Consider the following 18,215-nt stretch of genomic DNA (forward strand, 5'->3'; position numbering starts at 1 on the left):
TCCTCAAGAAAGGTCGTCGTCCAAGGCCATGCGGATGAGGTCGTCGGTCCCCATCGCGTCGATGTCGTGCGCCGTGTCCCCGGCGTCGTCGGTGCCGTCGGTGTCGCGGGCGTCGTCGGCGTGGGCGTCCGCCTCGCCGTCCGAGCCGTCCCGGCCGTCGAACCCGAGCAGGTCGTGCAGATGCTGCGCCAGCGCGGTCGGCGTCGGATGGTCGAACACCAGCGTGGCGGGCAGCTGAAGGGTGGTGGCGGCCGCGAGCCGGTTGCGCAGCTCCACGGTCATCAACGAGTCGAACCCCAGCTCGCGGAACGGGCGGCCCGGATCGATGATGTGGGACGGATGGTCGGTGACCGTGGCGATCTGCCCGACGACCAGGTCCACCAGCCGCCGCTCCCGCTCCGGCGCCGGGACCGCGCGAAGCTCCGCGCCGAGATCCGCCGTCCGCGGCGCCGCCCGCTCCGCCGCCACCGGACGCGGGGCCCTGCGGACCAGGTCCTGGAGGAGCGCCGGAACCGCCGTCCCCGCGCCACCGAGCCGTGTCTCGTCCAACCGGGCGGGCATCACCGCGGGCAGGCCCGACTCCCGCGCCGTGTCCAGCAACGCCAACGCCTCCGGCGTCGGCAGCGGACTCATCCCGCCCCGCACGATGCGCCGCAGATCGGCGTGGTCCAGATGCGCGGTGATCCCGCTCGGCTGCTCCCACAGGCCCCAGGCCAGCGACAGGACGGGCAGGCCGAGCGCGCGCCTGTGGTGGGCGAGACCGTCCAGGAAAGCGTTCGCGGCGGCGTAGTTCCCCTGACCGGGACCGCCCAACACCCCCGCCGCCGCCGAGAACAGCACGAACTCCGCGACGTCCAAGTCCCGGGTCAGCTCGTGCAGATGCCACGCCGCGTCCACCTTGGGCCGCAGCACCCGGTCGAGCCGCTCGTCGTCCAACTCGGTGATCACCGAATCGTCGAGGACACCGGCGGTGTGCACGACCGCCGTCAGCGGACGGTCGGCGGGCAGCCCCGCCAGCAACTCCGCCAACGCGTCCCGGTCCGCGGCGTCGCAGGCCGCGACGGTCACCCGCGCCCCCAGCGACGTCAGCTCCTCCACCAGCGCGTCCGCGCCCTCCGCGGCACGGCCCCGGCGGCTCGTCAGCAGCAGCTCACGCGCGCCGCCGCGCTCCACCAGATGCCGGGCCACCAGCCCGCCGAGCGTCCCCGTCCCACCGGTGATCAGCACGGTTCCGGAGGGGTCGAACACGGGCGCCGGGGACGCCGCCGCCGTCGCGGGCACGCGCGCCAGGCGCGGCACGAACCCCTGACCGGCGCGGACCGCGAGCTGCGGCTCGGCCCCGACCGGAAGATCCGCCACCGCCCGCGCCGACTCCGGCTCCTCGTCGAGGTCGACGAGGGTGACCCGGCCCGGCTGCTCCGTCTGCGCGGAGCGGACCAACCCCCACACCGCCGACTGCGCCGGATCGACCCGCGTCCCGTCCCCCGGACCGGCGACGGCGCCACGGGTGACGATCACGAGCCGGGACGACGCGGTCTCCGGCGCCGCCAGCCACTCACGCGTCAACGCCAGCACCCGCCGGGCCGCCGCGTGCGCGGCCACCGCGCGGTCCTCGGCGGAACCTTCGGGCGGGACCTCGAACAGCACCGCGTCCGGTGCCCGCTCACCGTCGGCGAGCGCCCGCCGAAGCGAACGGAGATCGTCGTGGACGGTGCCGGGGAGGGCGGGATCGCCGCCGCCGATCCGCGCCCACGCCCGCGGCGCCCCGTCCGCCGCGACCAGCGGATTCCAGCCGACCTGGAAGAGCGACTCGTGCCGGGGCGCGGTCAACGAACTCCGCAACTGCTCCATCGAGATCGGCAACATGACGAACGACTCGATGGACGCGACCAGCCGCCCGGCGTGGTCGGCCAGCGTCACCGAAACCCCCTCCGTCGGCGAGACGACCATCCGGACCCGCAGCGCCCGCACCCCCTCGCCGCGCAGCCGGACACTCCGCCACGCGAACGGGATCCGGGGCCGCTCCCCGTCCTCGCCCGGGTCGGCGACCAGCGGCGTCAACTCCGCCGGGGCGTTCCGCAACCCGAGGGCGTGCATGGACGCGTCCAGGAAGGCCGGGTGCAGATCGAACCCGCCCGCGTCCGCGCCCTGCGGGAACCGCACCTCCGCGAACAGCTCCGCGCCGCGCCGCCACGCCGACCGCAGCGACCGGAACACCGGCCCCCACCGGTAGAAGCCCTGATCGGCGTACCGCTCGTAGAAGCCGCCGGTGTCGAGCGGCTCCGCGCCCTCCGGAGGCCAGACGCCCAACTCCGCCGGAGCCCGGTCGCCGTCCACCGGAACACCGGCCCCCAAGATCCCATGGGCGAGCGCCACCCACTGCGGACGCGACGTCGCGTCCTCCAGTCGGCAACGCAACGTCACCACCCGGCGGTCCGAGTCGTCCGCGGGCCCCAGGCGCAACTGAAGCTCGACCGTGCGGCCCTCGGGCAACATCAGCGGCGACTCGTGGGTCAGCTCGACCAACTCGTCGCAACCGACTTCACGACCGGCCCACGCGATGAGTTCCACCCACGTCGTGCCCGGCACGACCACATCACCGAAGACGACATGGTCGGCCAACCACGGCTGCGAACGCACCGACAGCCGACCCGTGTAGAGCAGACCGCCGTCGTCCAACTCGATGAGCTGGTCGACCAGGGGATGCTCGACCGTCCCGGCGGGATCGACACGATCCGTCGCCCCCGAGTCCAGCCAGAGCCGCCTCCGCTCGAACGGGTAGGTCGGCAACTCCACCGAAGCGCCGGTCCCTTCCCCGTAGAAGGCCGCCCAGTCGACGGGGATGCCTTGGGTGTGTGCGGTGGCCAGGGCGGTGACGGCGGTTTCGGCTTCTGGTTGGTTGCGGCGCAGGAGCGGGATGCCTGGCTCGTTGGTGAGTGCGGACAGGACCGCGTCAGGTCCGAGTTCCAGGTAAGTGGTGACGTCGTGTTCGGTCAGGGTGGTGGTGCCGGTGTGGAAGTTGACGGGTTCGCGGATGAGGCGTGTCCAGTAGCCGGGGGAGGTGAGCTGTTCAGCGGTGGCGATGGTCCCGGTCAGGTTGGACACGATCGGGATCGTCGGCGGATGGAACTGCACGCTTTGGGCGACCGCGTGGAAGTCGTCCAGGATCGGGTCCATGTGGGGGGAGTGGAACGCGTGACTGACCGTCAGGTTTCGGGTCTTGCGTCCTTGTTCGGCGAACCGTGCCGCTAGCTCGTGGACGGCGTCGCGGTCGCCGGAGATGACGGTGGAGTGGGCGCCGTTGATGGCCGCGATCGCGACATGGTCGCTCAGGTGCGGAGTGATTTCGTCGGGGGTGGCTTGGATGGCGGTCATGGCGCCGGTGGCGGGTAGCTCTTGCATCAGGCGTGCGCGGGTGGTGACCAGCCGTGCGGCGTCTTCGAGGGTGAGGACGCCTGCGGTGTGGGCGGCGGTGAGTTCGCCGATGGAGTGTCCGAGTAGGTAGTGCGGGGTGATGCCCCAACGCGAGAGGAGCCGGAACAGCGCGGTTTCGAGCGCGAACAGTGCGGGTTGGGTGTACTGGGTTTGGTGCAGCCGCTCATCATCGGGTTGGGCCCACATGACCTCGCGCAGCGGCAGGTCGAAGGCTGCGATGGCTTGGTCGAGGGCGTCGGCGAAGGCGGGGAAGGTGTCGTAGAGTTCGCGGCCCATGCCGTGTTGTTGGGCGCCTTGGCCGGTGAACAGGAACGCGGTCTTCCCGGTCCGGACCTTTTCGTGGATGAGGTTGTTGGTGAGGGCGTGGCGGAGGTCGTCGAGGGTGGTGCCGATGGCGGCGGCGCGGTGGTCGAAGTGGGTGCGGGTGGTGGCCAGTGTGCGCGCGACTTCCGCACGGCTCAGCTCGGGATTGGCTTCGATCAGGTCCAGCAGTTGCGTGGCCTGGACCTGAAGTGCGGATTCGGTTTTGGCTGACAGCACCCATGGGACTGGAATGTCGCTGGGTTGAGCGGGTTCGGTGGGGTCGGCTGCGGGTGGTTGTTCGAGGATGATGTGGGCGTTGGTGCCGCTGATCCCGAACGAGGACACTCCGGCCCGGCGGGGGCGTCCGGTCTCCGGCCAGGTGACCGGCTCGGTGAGGAGCGAGACAGCGCCTTGTGCCCAGTCCACGTGCGGGGTGGGTTCGTCCACGTGCAAGGTCTGCGGGAGGACGCCGTGGCGCATGGCCTCGATCATCTTGATGACTCCGGCGACACCTGCGGCGGCTTGGGTGTGCCCGATGTTGGACTTGATGGACCCGAGCCAGAGGGGGCGGTCGTCAGGGCGCTGCTGGCCATAGGTGTTGATGAGGGCTTGGGCTTCGATGGGGTCGCCGAGGGTGGTGCCGGTGCCATGGGCCTCGACGGCGTCCACGTCGGCGGGGGTGAGTTGGGCGTTGGCCAGAGCTTGCTGGATGACACGTTCCTGGGACGGGCCGTTGGGCGCGGTCAACCCGTTGGAAGCCCCGTCCTGGTTGACGGCACTGCCCCGCACGATCGCCAGGACGCGGTGGCCGTTGCGGTGGGCGTCCGACAACCGTTCGAGCAGGACGAGCCCGGCGCCTTCGCCCCACCCCGTGCCGTCGGCGGCTCCGGCGAAGGGCTTGCAACGTCCATCGGGGGCCAGGCCGCGCTGGCGGCTGAACTCCAGGAAGACCCCCGGAGTCGCCATGACGGTGACCCCGCCCGCCAGGGCCAGGTCGCACTCGCCCGAACGCAGCGCTTGACCGGCCAGGTGCATCGCGACCAGGGAGGACGAGCAGGCCGTGTCGATCGTGACGGCGGGCCCGTGCAGGCCCAGGGTGAAGGCGATCCGGCCGGATGCGACGCTGCCCGCCCCGCCCGTCGCGAGGTGACCGCCCGCCTCCTCGGAGGCGTGGCCGAGTCCGCCGCCGTACTCCTGCGCCCACGTTCCGGCGAAGACGCCGGTGTTGCTTCCACGTAGTGAGGTCGGGTCGATGCCCGCACGCTCGAACGTTTCCCAGGCGGTTTCCAGCAGGAGCCGCTGCTGCGGATCCATCGCCAGGGCTTCACGCGGAGAGATGCCGAAGAACGCGGGGTCGAAGTCCGCGGCGGTGTACAGGAACCCGCCACGGTCGGTGTACGAGGTTCCGGCATGCTCGGGGTTCGGGTCGTACAGGCGGTCGATGTCCCAGCCCCGGTCGGTCGGGAAGCTGCCGACCGCGTCGCCGCCTTCGACGACGAGCCGCCACAGCTCGTCGGCCGAACGGACCCCGCCCGGGAACCGGCAAGCCATCCCGACCACCGCGATGGGATCGTCGATGGGCGACGTGGCCGCGTGGAACACCGCCGGTGCGGCACGTTCGCCCGTCAGCAGAGCGTCCAGCCGCCGGGCGGCCTCGTCCGGGCTCGGATAGTCGAACGCGAACGTGGTGGGAAGGTCGAGACCGGTGGCGGCGACGAGCCTGCCACGGAGTTCGACGGCCATGAGCGAGTCGAAACCACGTGCGCGGAAGGGACGCTGCGGGTCGGACGTCTGTTCGTCGTCCCGCCCCGTGACCGCGGCGGTCTCCGCGTTCACCAACTCCAGAAGGCGTGCCCGCCGGTCCGCGGGCGGCAGGTCGGCCAGTCGGTTCCGCAGGTCCGGTTCGGCGTCCGACCGCTTCTCCTCGGTGGATCGTGCCTCGGGGAGTTCGTCCATGAGCGGGCGTGGGCGTGCGGCGGTGAAAGCGGTGAGGAAGCGCCGCCAATCCATGTCGGCGACGGTGACGGCGGTGTCGTCGTGGTCCAAGGAGTGTTGAAGCGCGGTGATGGCCAGGTCGGGGGCCATCGCGCGAATCCCGTACCGGTTGAGTCGTTTCTGGACGCCGCTCTGGGCGCCCATGCCCTCACCGGCCCACAGTCCCCAGGCCACCGCCGTCGCGGTGCCGCCCTGGGCACGTCGCCGCTCGGCCAGCGCGTCCAGGTGCGCGTTGGCCGCCGCGTACACGGCCTGGCCTCCGCTGCCCCAGACACCGGCGATCGACGAGAACAGCACGAACCCGTCCAGTTCCTCGCCGTCGAACAGGTCGCTGAGATGAGAGGCCGCGACGGCCTTGACGTTGACCTCGGTCAACTCGTCGACAGAGGTTTCGACGATCGGTGTGTCCTGAGCGAGCCCCGCCGCGTGGACGACCGTCCGGATCGGCCCGTGATCGGCTCGTACCCGATCGAGCAGGTCGCTCAGGGCGTCACGATCGGCGATGTCGCAGGCGGCGATGGTCACACCGCAGCCGCGATCCGCGAGCTCGGCCTCCAGGTCCGCCGCGCCGGGCGCCTCGGGCCCACGACGGCTGACGAGTACCAGATGCTCGGCCCCGGCGGTCGCCAACCACCGGGCGACATGGGCGCCCAGCCCGCCCGTGCCACCCGTGATCAGAGCGGTGCCATGGGTCGTCCACGTCCGGGGCATGGGAGCCGCGCCGGTCGCCGCGGGAATCAGGCGCCGCGCAAGGAGTCCCTGCGCGCGGACGGCCAACTGGTCTTCGCCGCCTGGCGCGGCCAGCGCCGACCGCAACCTCGCCAGAGCACGCGGCTCCACGGTCGAAGGCAGATCCAGCAGACCACCCCAGAACCGGGGATGCTCCAGACCGGCGGCTCGCCCCAGCCCCCAGATCTGCGCCTGCGCGGGATCCACCGGCTCATCGAGCCGACTCACGCTCACCGCGCCGTTCGTGACCAGCCACAACGGTATGGACGACTCGATATCGGCCATTGCCTGCACCAGGGACAGCGTCGCGGCCAGCGGTTCGTCCGCAAGGCCGAGCAGAGACACGACCCCCGAAAGGGACTGCTCGGCCATGGCGACGCGCAGGCGCTCCGCGAGGACGACGCGGTCTGTCTCGGCGGCCCCGAGCGTCAGCGGCACCACCTGAGCGCCGCCCTCGGTCAGACTCTCGGCCACCGCCGTGGACCACTCGTCCCGGGCATGCCCTGCCGGAACGAGAAGCAGCCATGTCTCGTCGGCGTGTGTCTCCGCCACGTCGCCGACCGGCCGCCAGACGATCCGGTATCGCCAGTCGTCGACGACGGAGCGCGCACGGTTCCGCTCGTGCCATTCCGACAGCAGCGGCAGGACTGCTTCAAGCGACTCAGCCGCGTCGTCAGTGACCCGCAACGTCCGCGCAAGGGACTGGAGATCCCCGTCGTCCACTGCGGCCCAGAACTGAGCCTCGTCAGAATTCGCCGTCGCCCCCACTGGGGAGGACCGAACCCAATAGCTCTCCCTCTGGAAGGGGTAGGTGGGCAGGTCGATGGTCGGGGCTTGGGGGAGGGCGGCGTCCCAGTTGACGGGGATGCCTTGGGTGTGTGCGGTGGCCAGGGCGGTGACGATGGTGTGGGTTTCTGGTTGGTTGCGGCGTAGGAGCGGGATGCCGGGTTGGTCGGTGAGCGCGGACAGGACCGCGTCCGGGCCGAGTTCTAGGTAGGTGGTGACGTCGTGTTCGGTCAGAGTGGTAGCGCCCGCGTGGAACTGGACGGGTTCGCGGATGAGGCGGGTCCAGTAGCCGGGTGAGGTGAGTTGCTCGACGGTGGCTACGGTCCCGGTCAGGTTGGACACGATCGGGATCGTCGGCGGATGGTACTGCACGCTTTCGGCGACCGCATGGAAGTCATCCAGGATCGGGTCCATGTGCGGTGAGTGGAACGCATGACTGACCGTCAGGTTCCGGGTCTTGCGTCCCTGTTCGGCGAACCGGCCCGCTAGTTCGTGGACCGCTGCGGCGTCCCCGGAGATGACGGTGGAGTGGGCGCCGTTGATGGCCGCAATGGCGACTCCGTCACCCAGGTGCGGAGCGACTTCGTCGGGGGTGGCTTGGATGGCGGTCATGGCGCCCGTGGCGGGCAGCTCTTGCATCAGGCGTGCGCGGGTGGTGACCAGCCGTGCGGCGTCTTCGAGGGTGAGGACGCCTGCGGTGTGGGCGGCGGTGAGTTCGCCGATGGAGTGTCCGAGTAGGTAGTGCGGGGTGATGCCCCAATGCCGGAGCAGGTGGAACAGTGCGGTTTCCAGGGCGAACAGTGCGGGTTGGGTGTACTGGGTCTGGTGCAGCCGCTCATCGTTGGGGTCGGTCGCCCACATGACCTCGCGCAGCGGCAGATCGAAGGCTGCGATCGCTTGGTCGAGGGCGTCGGCGAAGGCGGGGAAGGTGTCGTAGAGCTCGCGGCCCATTCCTAGGCGTTGGGCGCCTTGGCCAGTGAACAGGAACGCGGTCTTCCCGGTCCGCCTCATGTCCTGCACGAGGTTGTTGGTGAGGGCGCGGCGGAGGTCGTCGATCGTGGTGCCGATGGCGGCGGCGCGGTGGTCGAAGTGGGTGCGGGTGGTGGCCAGGGAGTAGGCCACCTGGGCCGGGTCCAACTCCGGGTTGTTCTCGATCAGGTCCAACAGTTGTGCGGCCTGGGCCTTGAGGGCTGGTTCCGACTTCGCGGAGATCACCCATGGGACTGGGACGTCACTGGGTTCGGGTGAGTCGGTGGGTTGTGGGATCGGTGGTTGTTCGAGGATGAGGTGGGCGTTGGTGCCGCTGATCCCGAACGAGGACACTCCGGCTCGGCGGGGATGGCCGTTCTCGGGCCAGGGGGTGGGCTCGGTGAGGAGCGAGACAGCGCCTTGTGCCCAGTCCACGTGCGGGGTGGGTTCGTCCACGTGCAAGGTCTGCGGGAGGACGCCGTGCCGCATCGCCTCGATCATCTTGATGATCCCGGCGACACCTGCGGCGGCTTGGGTGTGTCCGATGTTGGATTTGATCGAGCCCAGCCACAAGGGACGGTCCTCGGGACGATCCTGCCCGTAGGTGTTGATTAGCGCCTGGGCCTCGATCGGATCCCCCAGAGTCGTACCCGTCCCATGGGCCTCGACCGCGTCGACTTCGTGCGGGGCCAGCCGGGCGGCGGCCAAAGCCTGGTGGATGACGCGTTCCTGGGACGGGCCGTTGGGCGCGGTCAGCCCGTTGGAGGCGCCGTCCTGGTTGATGGCACTGCCCCGCACGATCGCCAGGACGCGGTGGCCGTTGCGTTCGGCGTCCGACAACCGTTCGAGCAGGACGAGCCCGACGCCGTCAGAGAAGCCGGTACCGTCGGCGGCCCCGGCGAACGACTTGCAGCGGCCGTCGGGAGCGAGCCCCCGCTGACGACTGAACTCCGTGAACACCAGGGGCGTGGCCATCACGGTGGCGCCACCGGCGAGCGCCAGGTCGCATTCACCGTTCCGTAGCGCCTGTGCCGCCATGTGGGTGGCCACCAGCGAGGACGAGCAGGCGGTGTCGATGGTGACCGCAGGACCTTCGAGGCCCAGAAGGTAGGACACCCTGCCCGAAGCGACGCTGCCGGTCATTCCGGTGAGCAGATAGCCGTCGAGGGCCTCGTCGTTGGGCCGCGACGCGTAGTCCTGGGCGACGACACCGGCGAACACACCCGTGGCGGTGCCGCGCAGGGAGGTCGGGTCGATGCCCGCGCGTTCGAAGGTCTCCCAGGCGGTTTCGAGGAGAAGCCGCTGCTGCGGGTCCATCGCGAGGGCCTCGCGTGGGGAGAGACCGAAGAAGTCGGGGTCGAACCGGGCGGCGTCGTAGAGGAACCCTCCGGTCGACGCATACGTCGTTCCGGGACGCTCGGGATCAGGGTCGAGCAGCGTGTCGAGGTCCCAGCCGCGGTCGGTGGGGAACACGTCGACGGCGTCGGCGCCCTCCGCGACCAGCCGCCACAGAGCCTGCGGGGAGTGCGCCCCGCCCGGGTAGCGGCACGCCATCCCGACGACCACGATCGGGTCGTCGTCCACCTTCACCGGGGCAGTGGACGCCTCGCCTCCGCGTGCCCGCGCGCCCATGGCCGTGCTCAGCAGGAACTCGGCGAGCGCGGTGGTGGTGGGGTGGTCGAAGATCAGGGTGGCGGGGAGCTGAAGCCCTGTCGCCGCGGCCAGGCGGTTGCGCAGCTCCACGGCGGTGAGCGAATCGAAACCGAGTTCTCTGAAGGCCCGCTGCGGGTCGATGGTGTCCACCGCGGAGTGTCCGAGGACGGCGGCCGCGTGCGCGCGGATGTCGGCTTCGGCCGCCTGCCGGCGTTCGGATTCGGGCAGCGCCGTGAGTTTCCGGGCCCAGGTCGACGCGCCGTCCGCGGTCCTTCTGGAGATCGCACGGTTCGCGGGGACGAGATCGCGCAGGACCGGCGAGACGGTCTGTGCGCGGAGGGCGTCCCGGTCGAGGGGGGCGGGCATCAGCTGGGCGTGGCCGGACGCGAGCGCCAGGTCGAAGAGCGCCAGGCCGTCTCCGGCGGACATCGGGCTCAACCCGGTTCGGCGGAGCCGGGCTAGGTCGGCCTGGTCGAGGTGACCGGTCATGCCGCTGCTGTCGGACCACAGTCCCCAAGCGAGTGAGGTGGCGGGCAGGCCGTTCGCGCGGCGGTGGTGGGCGAGTGCGTCGAGGTAGGTGTTGGCGGCGGCGTAGTTGGCTTGTCCGGGGTTGCCGAGGGTGCCGGCGGCGGAGGAGAACAGGATGAACGCGGCCAGGTCGTGGCCCTGGGTGTGGTGGTGCAGGTTCCAGGCGGCGTCGACCTTGGGTCGGAGCACGGTGTGGAGTTGCTCGGGCCGTAGGGCGGTGATGGTGGCGTCGTCCAGGACCCCTGCCGCGTGAACGACGGCGGTCAACCGGACGCCGTCGAGTAGGTCCGCTAGGGCGTCGGGGTCGGTGGTGTCGCAGGCGGTGATGGTGACGTTGGCGCCGAGTCCGGTGAGTTCGGTGGCGAGGTCGTGGGCGCCGGGCGCGTCTAGGCCGCGGCGGCTGGTGAGCAGGAGGTTGCGGGCGCCGTGTCGGGTGACCAGGTGGCGGGCGACCAGAGCGCCGAGGGTCCCGGTACCACCGGTGATCAGGACGGTGCCGTCAGGGTCGAGGACGGGCGGCAGCGTCAGGGCGAGCTTCCCGACGTGGCGGGCCTGCTGAAGATGACGGAACGCCTCCGGTGCCCGCGCCACATCCCAGGTCGTGACCGGTGGCGCCTCCAACGAGCCGTTCTCCAGAAGCGCGACGACCTCGGTGAGCATCCGCTGGATGAGATCCGGCCCGGCCTCGAACAGGTCGTAGGGGCGGTAGTGGATTCCGGGGTGGTGGGTTTCGATCTCTGCGGGGTTGCGGAGGTCGGTTTTGCCCATGTCGAGGAAGTGGCCGCCGGGTTTGAGGAGGGTGAGGGAGGCGTCGGTGAGGGGTCCGGCGAGGGAGTTGAGGATGGTGTCGAAGTCGGTGGGGAAGTGTTGGGTGAAGTGGGTGGTGCGGGAGTTGGCGATGTGGGTGGTGGGGTAGCCGAGGGTGTGGAGGGTGGGCCATTTGGTGGGGTGGGCGGTGGCGTAGGGTTCGGCGCCGATGTGGCGGGCGATGTGGGTGGCGGCGGTGCCGACGCCTCCGGTGGCGGTGTGGATGAGGATTTTGTGGCCGGGTTGGAGGTCGGCGAGGTGGATGAGTCCGTAGTAGGCGGTGAGGTAGACGACGGGGACGGTGGCGGCTTGGGTGTAGGTCCAGTCGTCGGGGATGGTGGTGATGAGGCGACGGTCGGTGATCGCCACCGGCCCGAACGACCCTGGGACGAGGCCCATGACACGGTCGCCCGGCGTGAACTCCGTGACGTCCGCGGCGACCTCCAGCACCACGCCCGCACCCTCCGAGCCGATGTCGGCCTCACCCGGATACATGCCGAGTGTGAGGAGGACGTCGCGGAAGTTGAGGCCCCCGGCGCGCATGGCGATCCGCACCTCCCCGTCCGCGAGCGGGCGGGCGGAGTCGGGATCGTCCCGCAGGACGAGGTTGTCGATCGTGCCGGGTTCCGTCACGTCGAGCCGCCACGGCCCTTCGTCCGGGACGAGAAGCGAACCGCTCGACGCGATGTTCTGGAGGCGGGGTGTGTAGGTGGTGCCGTCGCGGAGGGCGAGTTGAGGTTCACCGGTCGCGACGGCGTCGGCGATCGAAACCCCCCGCGGGGCGTCCAGCAGGACGAACCGACCAGGGTGCTCGGCCTGCGCAGCCCGCACCAGCCCCCACACCGGAGCCTGCGCGGGGTCGACGTCCTCAACCTCGTCGACCGCCACCGCCCGGTCGGTGACGATCACCAACCGGGACTCACCGAACCGCTCCTCGGCCAACCACCCCTGCACCAGGTCCAACGCCCGATGCGTCACCTCCCGCGCCGCGTCGGCGACGTCACCGCCACCGGACGGCACAGGGCAACGCACCGCCACCACATCCGGCACAGGCGAGCCGCCGTCCGCCAACGCGGCACGCGCGGCGTCCAAGTCGGCGTGCACGGACGGTTCGGCGGCACCGGATGGCGTGTCGACGGGCCGCCAGGCCAGGCGGAACAGAGACTCGCGGGCGCTCCCCGCGCCGTCCGCCGTGAGGCGACCGGCGGCGGGACGCAGGGTCAGCGACTCCACGGTCAGGACCGGCTCGCCCGACGCGTCCACGGCGTGGATCCGGAACGAATCCGTACCGGTGCGGGTCAGCCGGACGTGCAGCGACGTCGCGCCGGCCGCGTGCAGCCGCACACCGTTCCACGAGAACGGTAGCTCGACCCCGCCGCCCGGTTCCGCGTCCAGGAGCAGCGCGTGGAGCGCCGCGTCCAGCAGCGCGGGATGGATGCCGAAGCCCGAGGTCGGCGCGTCCTCCGGCAGGAGCACCTCGGCCCACACGTCGTCGCCGAGGCGCCGGGCGGACCGGAGCCCCTGGAACAGGGGGCCGTACTCGTAGCCCGCGTCCGCGAGCCGCGCGTAGGCGTCGGACAGGTCGGCCGGGACGGCTCCGGCGGCAGGCTCCGCCGGCGGCCCCGCGGACGCGGGCGCGTTCTCGGCGCGGGTCAGGAAACCCGTGGCGTGCCGCGTCCACGGCTGTTCCTCGTGCGGCCGGGAGTGGACGGTGAGCCGCCGCCGCCCGGTCTCGTCGGGCGCCTCCACGGCCACCTGGACGTGTCCCGTGGCGCCGTCCGGCAGCACCAGGGGGTTTTCCAGGGTCAGTTCCTCGACCAGGTCGCAGCCGACACGGTCACCGGCCTGGATCGCCATCTCCAGGAACGCCGTGCCGGGCAGCAGGACGGTGCCCTGGACGGCGTGGTCCGCCAACCACGGCTGGACGTCCGGGGACACGGCGCCGGTGAGGACGAGCCGGTCGCCCTCGGCCAGCGACATCACGCCGCCGAGCAGCGGGTGGTCCACGGACGTGAGGGCCGTGCCGCCCGCCGTGTCCGTTCCGGGCCTCGCGCCCGCGTGCCAGTACCGCTCCCGCTGGAACGCGTACGTCGGCAGGTCGGGGACGGTTCCGTGCGGCCCGGGGAACACCCGTTCCCAGTCGGGCGCGGCGCCGTGCGCGTGGGCGTCGGCGAGGGACGTGAGGAACCTGGCGGGGCCGCCGTCGTCGCGCCGCAGGGTGCCGAGGGCGGCGCCGTCGACGGCGTCGCCCGTGAGGTTCTCCTGGACCGCGACCGTGAGGACCGGGTGCGGGCTGGCCTCGATGAACAGCCGGTGTCCCGACTCGAACAGCGCGTGGCAGGCCCGCGCGAACAGCACCGGGTTCCGCAGGTTCCGGTACCAGTAGTCGGCGTCGAGTTCGGTGGTGTCGAGCCGGTCGCCGGTGAGCGTCGAGTAGAACGGGATCTCCGCCTGCCGGGGGGTGACGCCGGAGAGACGTTCCAGCAGTTCGTCGCGCAGGCCCTCGACGGCGGGCGTGTGGGACGCGTAGTCCACCTCGATCCTGCGTGCCCGGACGCCGTCCGCCTCGCAGGACTCGACCAGTTCGGCGACGGCGGCGGACTCGCCGGCGACGACCGCGAGGGCCGGGCCGTTGAGGGCGGCCACGTGCAGCCGTCCGTCCCAGCGGGCGAGGCGCTCGGCGAGCCGGTCGGCGGGCAGCGGCACCGACGCCATGCCCCCGGTCCCGGCCAGGCGCATGATCGCCCGGCTGCGCAGGGCGACGACCCGGGCGGCGTCGTCCAGGGACAGCGCGCCCGCGACGTGCGCGGCGGCGATCTCGCCCTGCGAGTGGCCGAGGACGGCGGCGGGTTCGACCCCGTACGCCCGCCAGACCCCGGCGAGGGACACCATCATCGCGAACAGCGCGGGCTGCACGACGTCGGTGCGGCGCAGCAGTTCGGCGGACTCGGGGCCGGTGCCGGTCAGGACGTCCAGCGGCGACCAGTCCACGTGCGGGGCGAGCGCGTCGGCGCAGGCGGTGAGATGGTCGCGGAACACGGGGGAGGCCGCGGCGAGTTCGCGGGCCATGCCGGTCCACTGGGCGCCCTGGCCGGGGAACACCAGGACCGTCCCACCCGACGCCGCCTCGCCGCGCAGCACGTTCCCGGCGGGGGACCCGTCGGCGAGCGCCGCCAGACCCGCCAGCAGTTCGGCGCGTCCGGTGCCGGTGACCGCGGCCCGGTGCGCGAACGACGTGCGGGTCGTCGCGAGCGCGAACCCGACGTCGGCGGGCCGCAGCCCGGGACGTTCCTCGACGAAGTCGCGCAGCCGCGCGGCCTGGTCCCGGACGGCGTCGCCGGTCGCGCCGGAGATCACCCAGGGGAGCGCGCCGCCGTCCCCGGTCGCGGTGTCCTCGTCGGCGGGCTCCGACGGCAGGGGGTCGCCCGCCTCCAGGATCGCGTGCGCGTTGGTGCCGCTCACACCGAACGACGACACCCCCGCGCGGCGGGGGCGGCCGGTGTCCGGCCACGGGCAGGGCTCCGTCAGCAACGTCACCGCCCCGGCCGACCAGTCGATGTGCGGGGACGGTTCGTCCACGTGCAGCGTCGCGGGCATCACGCCGTGCCGCATCGCCATGACCGTCTTGATCACGCCGGCGAGCCCGGCCGCGGCCTGCGCGTGCCCGATGTTGGACTTCACCGAACCCAGCCGCAGCGGCCGTTCCGGCGGGCGCGCCCGGCCGTAGGTCGCCAGCAGGGACCGCGCCTCGATCGGGTCGCCGAGCGTGGTGCCGGTGCCGTGCGCCTCCACCAGGTCCACGTCGCCGGGTGACAGGCCCGCGTTGGCCAGCGCCTGCGCGATCACCTGCCGCTGCGACGGTCCGCTCGGCGCGGTCAGGCCGTTCGACGCGCCGTCGTGGTTGATCGCGGTGCCGCGGACGACCGCCAGGACCTCGTGCCCGTTGCGGCGGGCGTCCGACAGCCTTTCCAGCAGGACCATGCCGGCGCCCTCGGCGAGCCCGAACCCGTCGGCGGACGCGGCGAACGCCCTGCACCGCCCGTCGGGGGACAGCGCGCGCTGGCGGCTGAACTCCACGAACATGCCGGGCGTGGACATGACGGTGACACCGCCCACCAGCGCCATCGGGCACTCCCCGTTCCGGACGGCCTGGGCCGCCAGGTGCAGCGCCACCAGCGACGACGAGCACGCGGTGTCGACCGTGACGGTCGGGCCCTCAAGCCCGAACGTGTAGGCGAGCCGGCCGGACGCGACGCTGCCGGTCGTGCCGGTCAGCACGTAGCCCTCCTGCTCGGCGGGCGCGCGGTCCATCGGCGGGCCGTAGTCCATGGTCATCGCGCCGACGAACACGCCGATCCGGCTGCCGCGCACCGACGCCGGGACGATCCCGGCGCGTTCGAACGCCTCCCACGCGGTCTCCAGCAGCAGCCGCTGCTGCGGGTCCATCGCGGCGGCCTCGCGCGGGGAGATCCGGAAGAACGCCGGGTCGAACGCGGTGACGTCGAGGACGCCCGCCTCCCGCTGGTAGAACGAACCGGGCTCCGCCGTCCCCGGGTCGCCGAGCGCGCCGAGATCCCAGCCACGGTCGCGGGGCAGGGCGCCGACCGCGTCACGCCCGTCGGCGACCAGCCGCCACAGCTCCTCCGGGCTGTTCGCGCCGCCGGGGAAACGGCAGCTCATCGCCACGATCGCGACGGGTTCGCCGGGGTCGCCCGCCGGACGCGCCGCGACCGCCGGGGCGGCCTCCTCCTCGGCCTCGCCGAGGGTCTCCGCGCGGAGCCGCGCGGCCACCGCCGCCGGGGTCGGATGGTCGTACAGCAGCGTCGCGGGCAGCCGGAGGCCCGTGGCGGCGTTGAGCCGGTTCCGCAGCGTCACGGCCGTCACCGACTCCAGTCCCAGTTCCCGGAACGACGCGTCCGCCGGGAGGTCGCCGGGCCGGTCCAGGTCGAGCAGCGCCGCCGCCTGGGCCCGCACCAGATCGAGCAGGACCCGCTCCTGGTCGGCGGCGGACAGACCGTGCAGGCCGTTCCACGCGTCCCCGGCGTGCCGGAACGGGTAGGTCGGCACGGCCACGGAACGGGCGTTCCGGCCGTCGTAGGCCGCGGCCCAGTCGACGTCGACGCCGCGGACGTGCAGCTCGGCGAGCGACGCCGCGATCCGGTCGGGGCCGCCGTGGTCGCGTCGCAGCGTCCCGACGACCAGCGCGTCCACGCCCGCCCGCGCCGCGACGTCCTCCACCGCGACGGTCAGCACCGGATGCGGGCTGACCTCGACGAAGACGTCGTGACCGGCGTCCATCAGCGCGGCCAGGGCCGCGCCGAACCGGACCGTGCCGCGCAGGTTCCGGTACCAGTACTCGGCGTCCGTCTCGGCGCCGTCCACCCAACGCCCGGCGGTCGTCGAGTAGAACGGCGTCCGCGGAACCCGCGGCGTGATCGGGGCGAGCCCCTCCAGCAGTTCGGAACGCAGCCCCTCGATCTGGGCGGAGTGCGCGGCCAGCCCCACCGGGATCAGCCGCGCCCGCACCCCGCCGGACCGCAGCCGCGCCGCCAACTCCCCGACCGGGCCCGGGTCGCCGGACACCGTGACCCAGCCCGGCCCGTTGACGGCCGCCACGTCCACCCGGCCGTCGAACTCCGCCAGCAGCGGCTCGACGCGCTCCACCGGCGACTGGATCGAGAGCATGTCGCCCCGCCCGGCGAGGGTCGCCTGCGCGCGGCTCCACAGGGCCGCGACGCGGGCGGCGTCGTCGAGCGACAGGGCGCCCGCGACGCACGCGGCGGCGACCTCCCCGAGGCTGTGGCCCACCACCGCGCCGGGCCGCACGCCGAGATCCCGCCACACGTCGGCCAGCGCGACCATCACCGCGAACAGCGCCGGTTGGACGACGTCCGCGCCGTCCAGCGGCGGTGCGCCCGCCGCGCCGTGGAGGACGTCGATCAGCCGCCAGTCCACGTACTGTTCCAGGGCCCGCCCGCACTCCTCGACGCGCTCCGCGAAGACGGCGGACGACTCCAGCAGCTCGGTCGCCATGCCCGGCCACTGCGGGCCATGACCGGGGAACACCATGACGGGCGTGCCGGACGCGACGCCCGCCGTCCCCTTCAGGACGTTCGCCGCCGGTTCGCCGTCGGCGAGGCTGCGCAGCGCGGGCAGGAGGTCGGCACGGTCCCGGCCGAGGATCGCGGCCCGGTGCCCGAAGGCGGTACGTGTCGTCGCCAGCGAGTAGCCGATGTCGATCGGCCGGTCGTGCGGCCTGTCCACGAGGTGGTCGTGCAGCCGCGCGGCCTGCGCTCGCAGGGCGCCTTCCGTCCTGGCGGAGACGAGCCAGGGCAGGCCGAGCGTGCCGCCGTCACCAGCGGCGGGCTCCTCCGGGGCGTTCCGCTCGCCCGGGTCTTCAGACGCGCGGATCGTGTCGACCAGCGTGCGGATCGAGGTCCGCGCGGCGTCCTCGGCGTCCTCGGGGAGGAGACAGCGGATCGGCGCGCCGACCTCCACCGCTCGTGACCGCGGCATGAGGACGAGGACCGCGCCGCCCGCCGTGTCGGCGGCGACGCCTCCGGCCAGGGCGAGCGCGGCCCGCCCTCGGCGCAGGTCCGCGCAGGCCGCCCGGACCGGATCGGCGGCGGCGTCCGGTTGGTCCCGGTCGTCGGGGGCGGCGTCCGGCATCCGCAGGCCGAGGAGGCGCTCCAGGGGGCCGGACACGTCCTCGGGCGACCCCGGAACGCCGGTGCGCACCGCCACGGCGGTGCCGCGCAGGTCCGCCGGGACGACCCGGGCGTCCTCCAGCGCCGTCCAGGCCAGCTCCAGCATGAGCGTCAGGCCGCCCGGCGCGGGCGCGCCGGGCGGCAGGCCGAAGAACTCCCGGTCGAATCGGTCGGGGAGGCCGCCGGAGTCCGGCGCCTCCGCGAACCGGGACGCCAGCCCGACCACGGCGATCGGCTCGTCCCCCGCATCCAATGGCAGCATCACCCTGCCATTTTGTGCGGAGCTACTTAAGCACCCCTTTG

1 protein-coding gene is annotated in these 18,215 nt (G+C 72.6%); it reads right to left on the minus strand.

Annotated features, from left to right (window positions below; genetic code table 11):
• Nucleotides 1-3: 3 nt before the first annotated feature.
• Entirely contained in the window at nucleotides 4-18,174 is an 18,171-nt protein-coding gene (locus tag D0T12_RS36900; protein WP_233526467.1) for a type I polyketide synthase, read from the minus strand.
• Between the last annotated feature and the right edge of the window lie 41 nt (nucleotides 18,175-18,215).

It is taken from the genome of Actinomadura spongiicola (genome assembly GCF_003432485.1).
In the GTDB taxonomy this organism is placed as follows: Bacteria; Actinomycetota; Actinomycetes; order Streptosporangiales; family Streptosporangiaceae; genus Spirillospora; species Spirillospora spongiicola.

Bases quoted from the DNA above. Each gene is read 5' to 3' on its own strand.
- D0T12_RS36900 (WP_233526467.1), bottom strand. From the start codon at position 18,174: ATGCTGCCATTGGATGCGGGGGACGAGCCGATCGCCGTGGTCGGGCTG.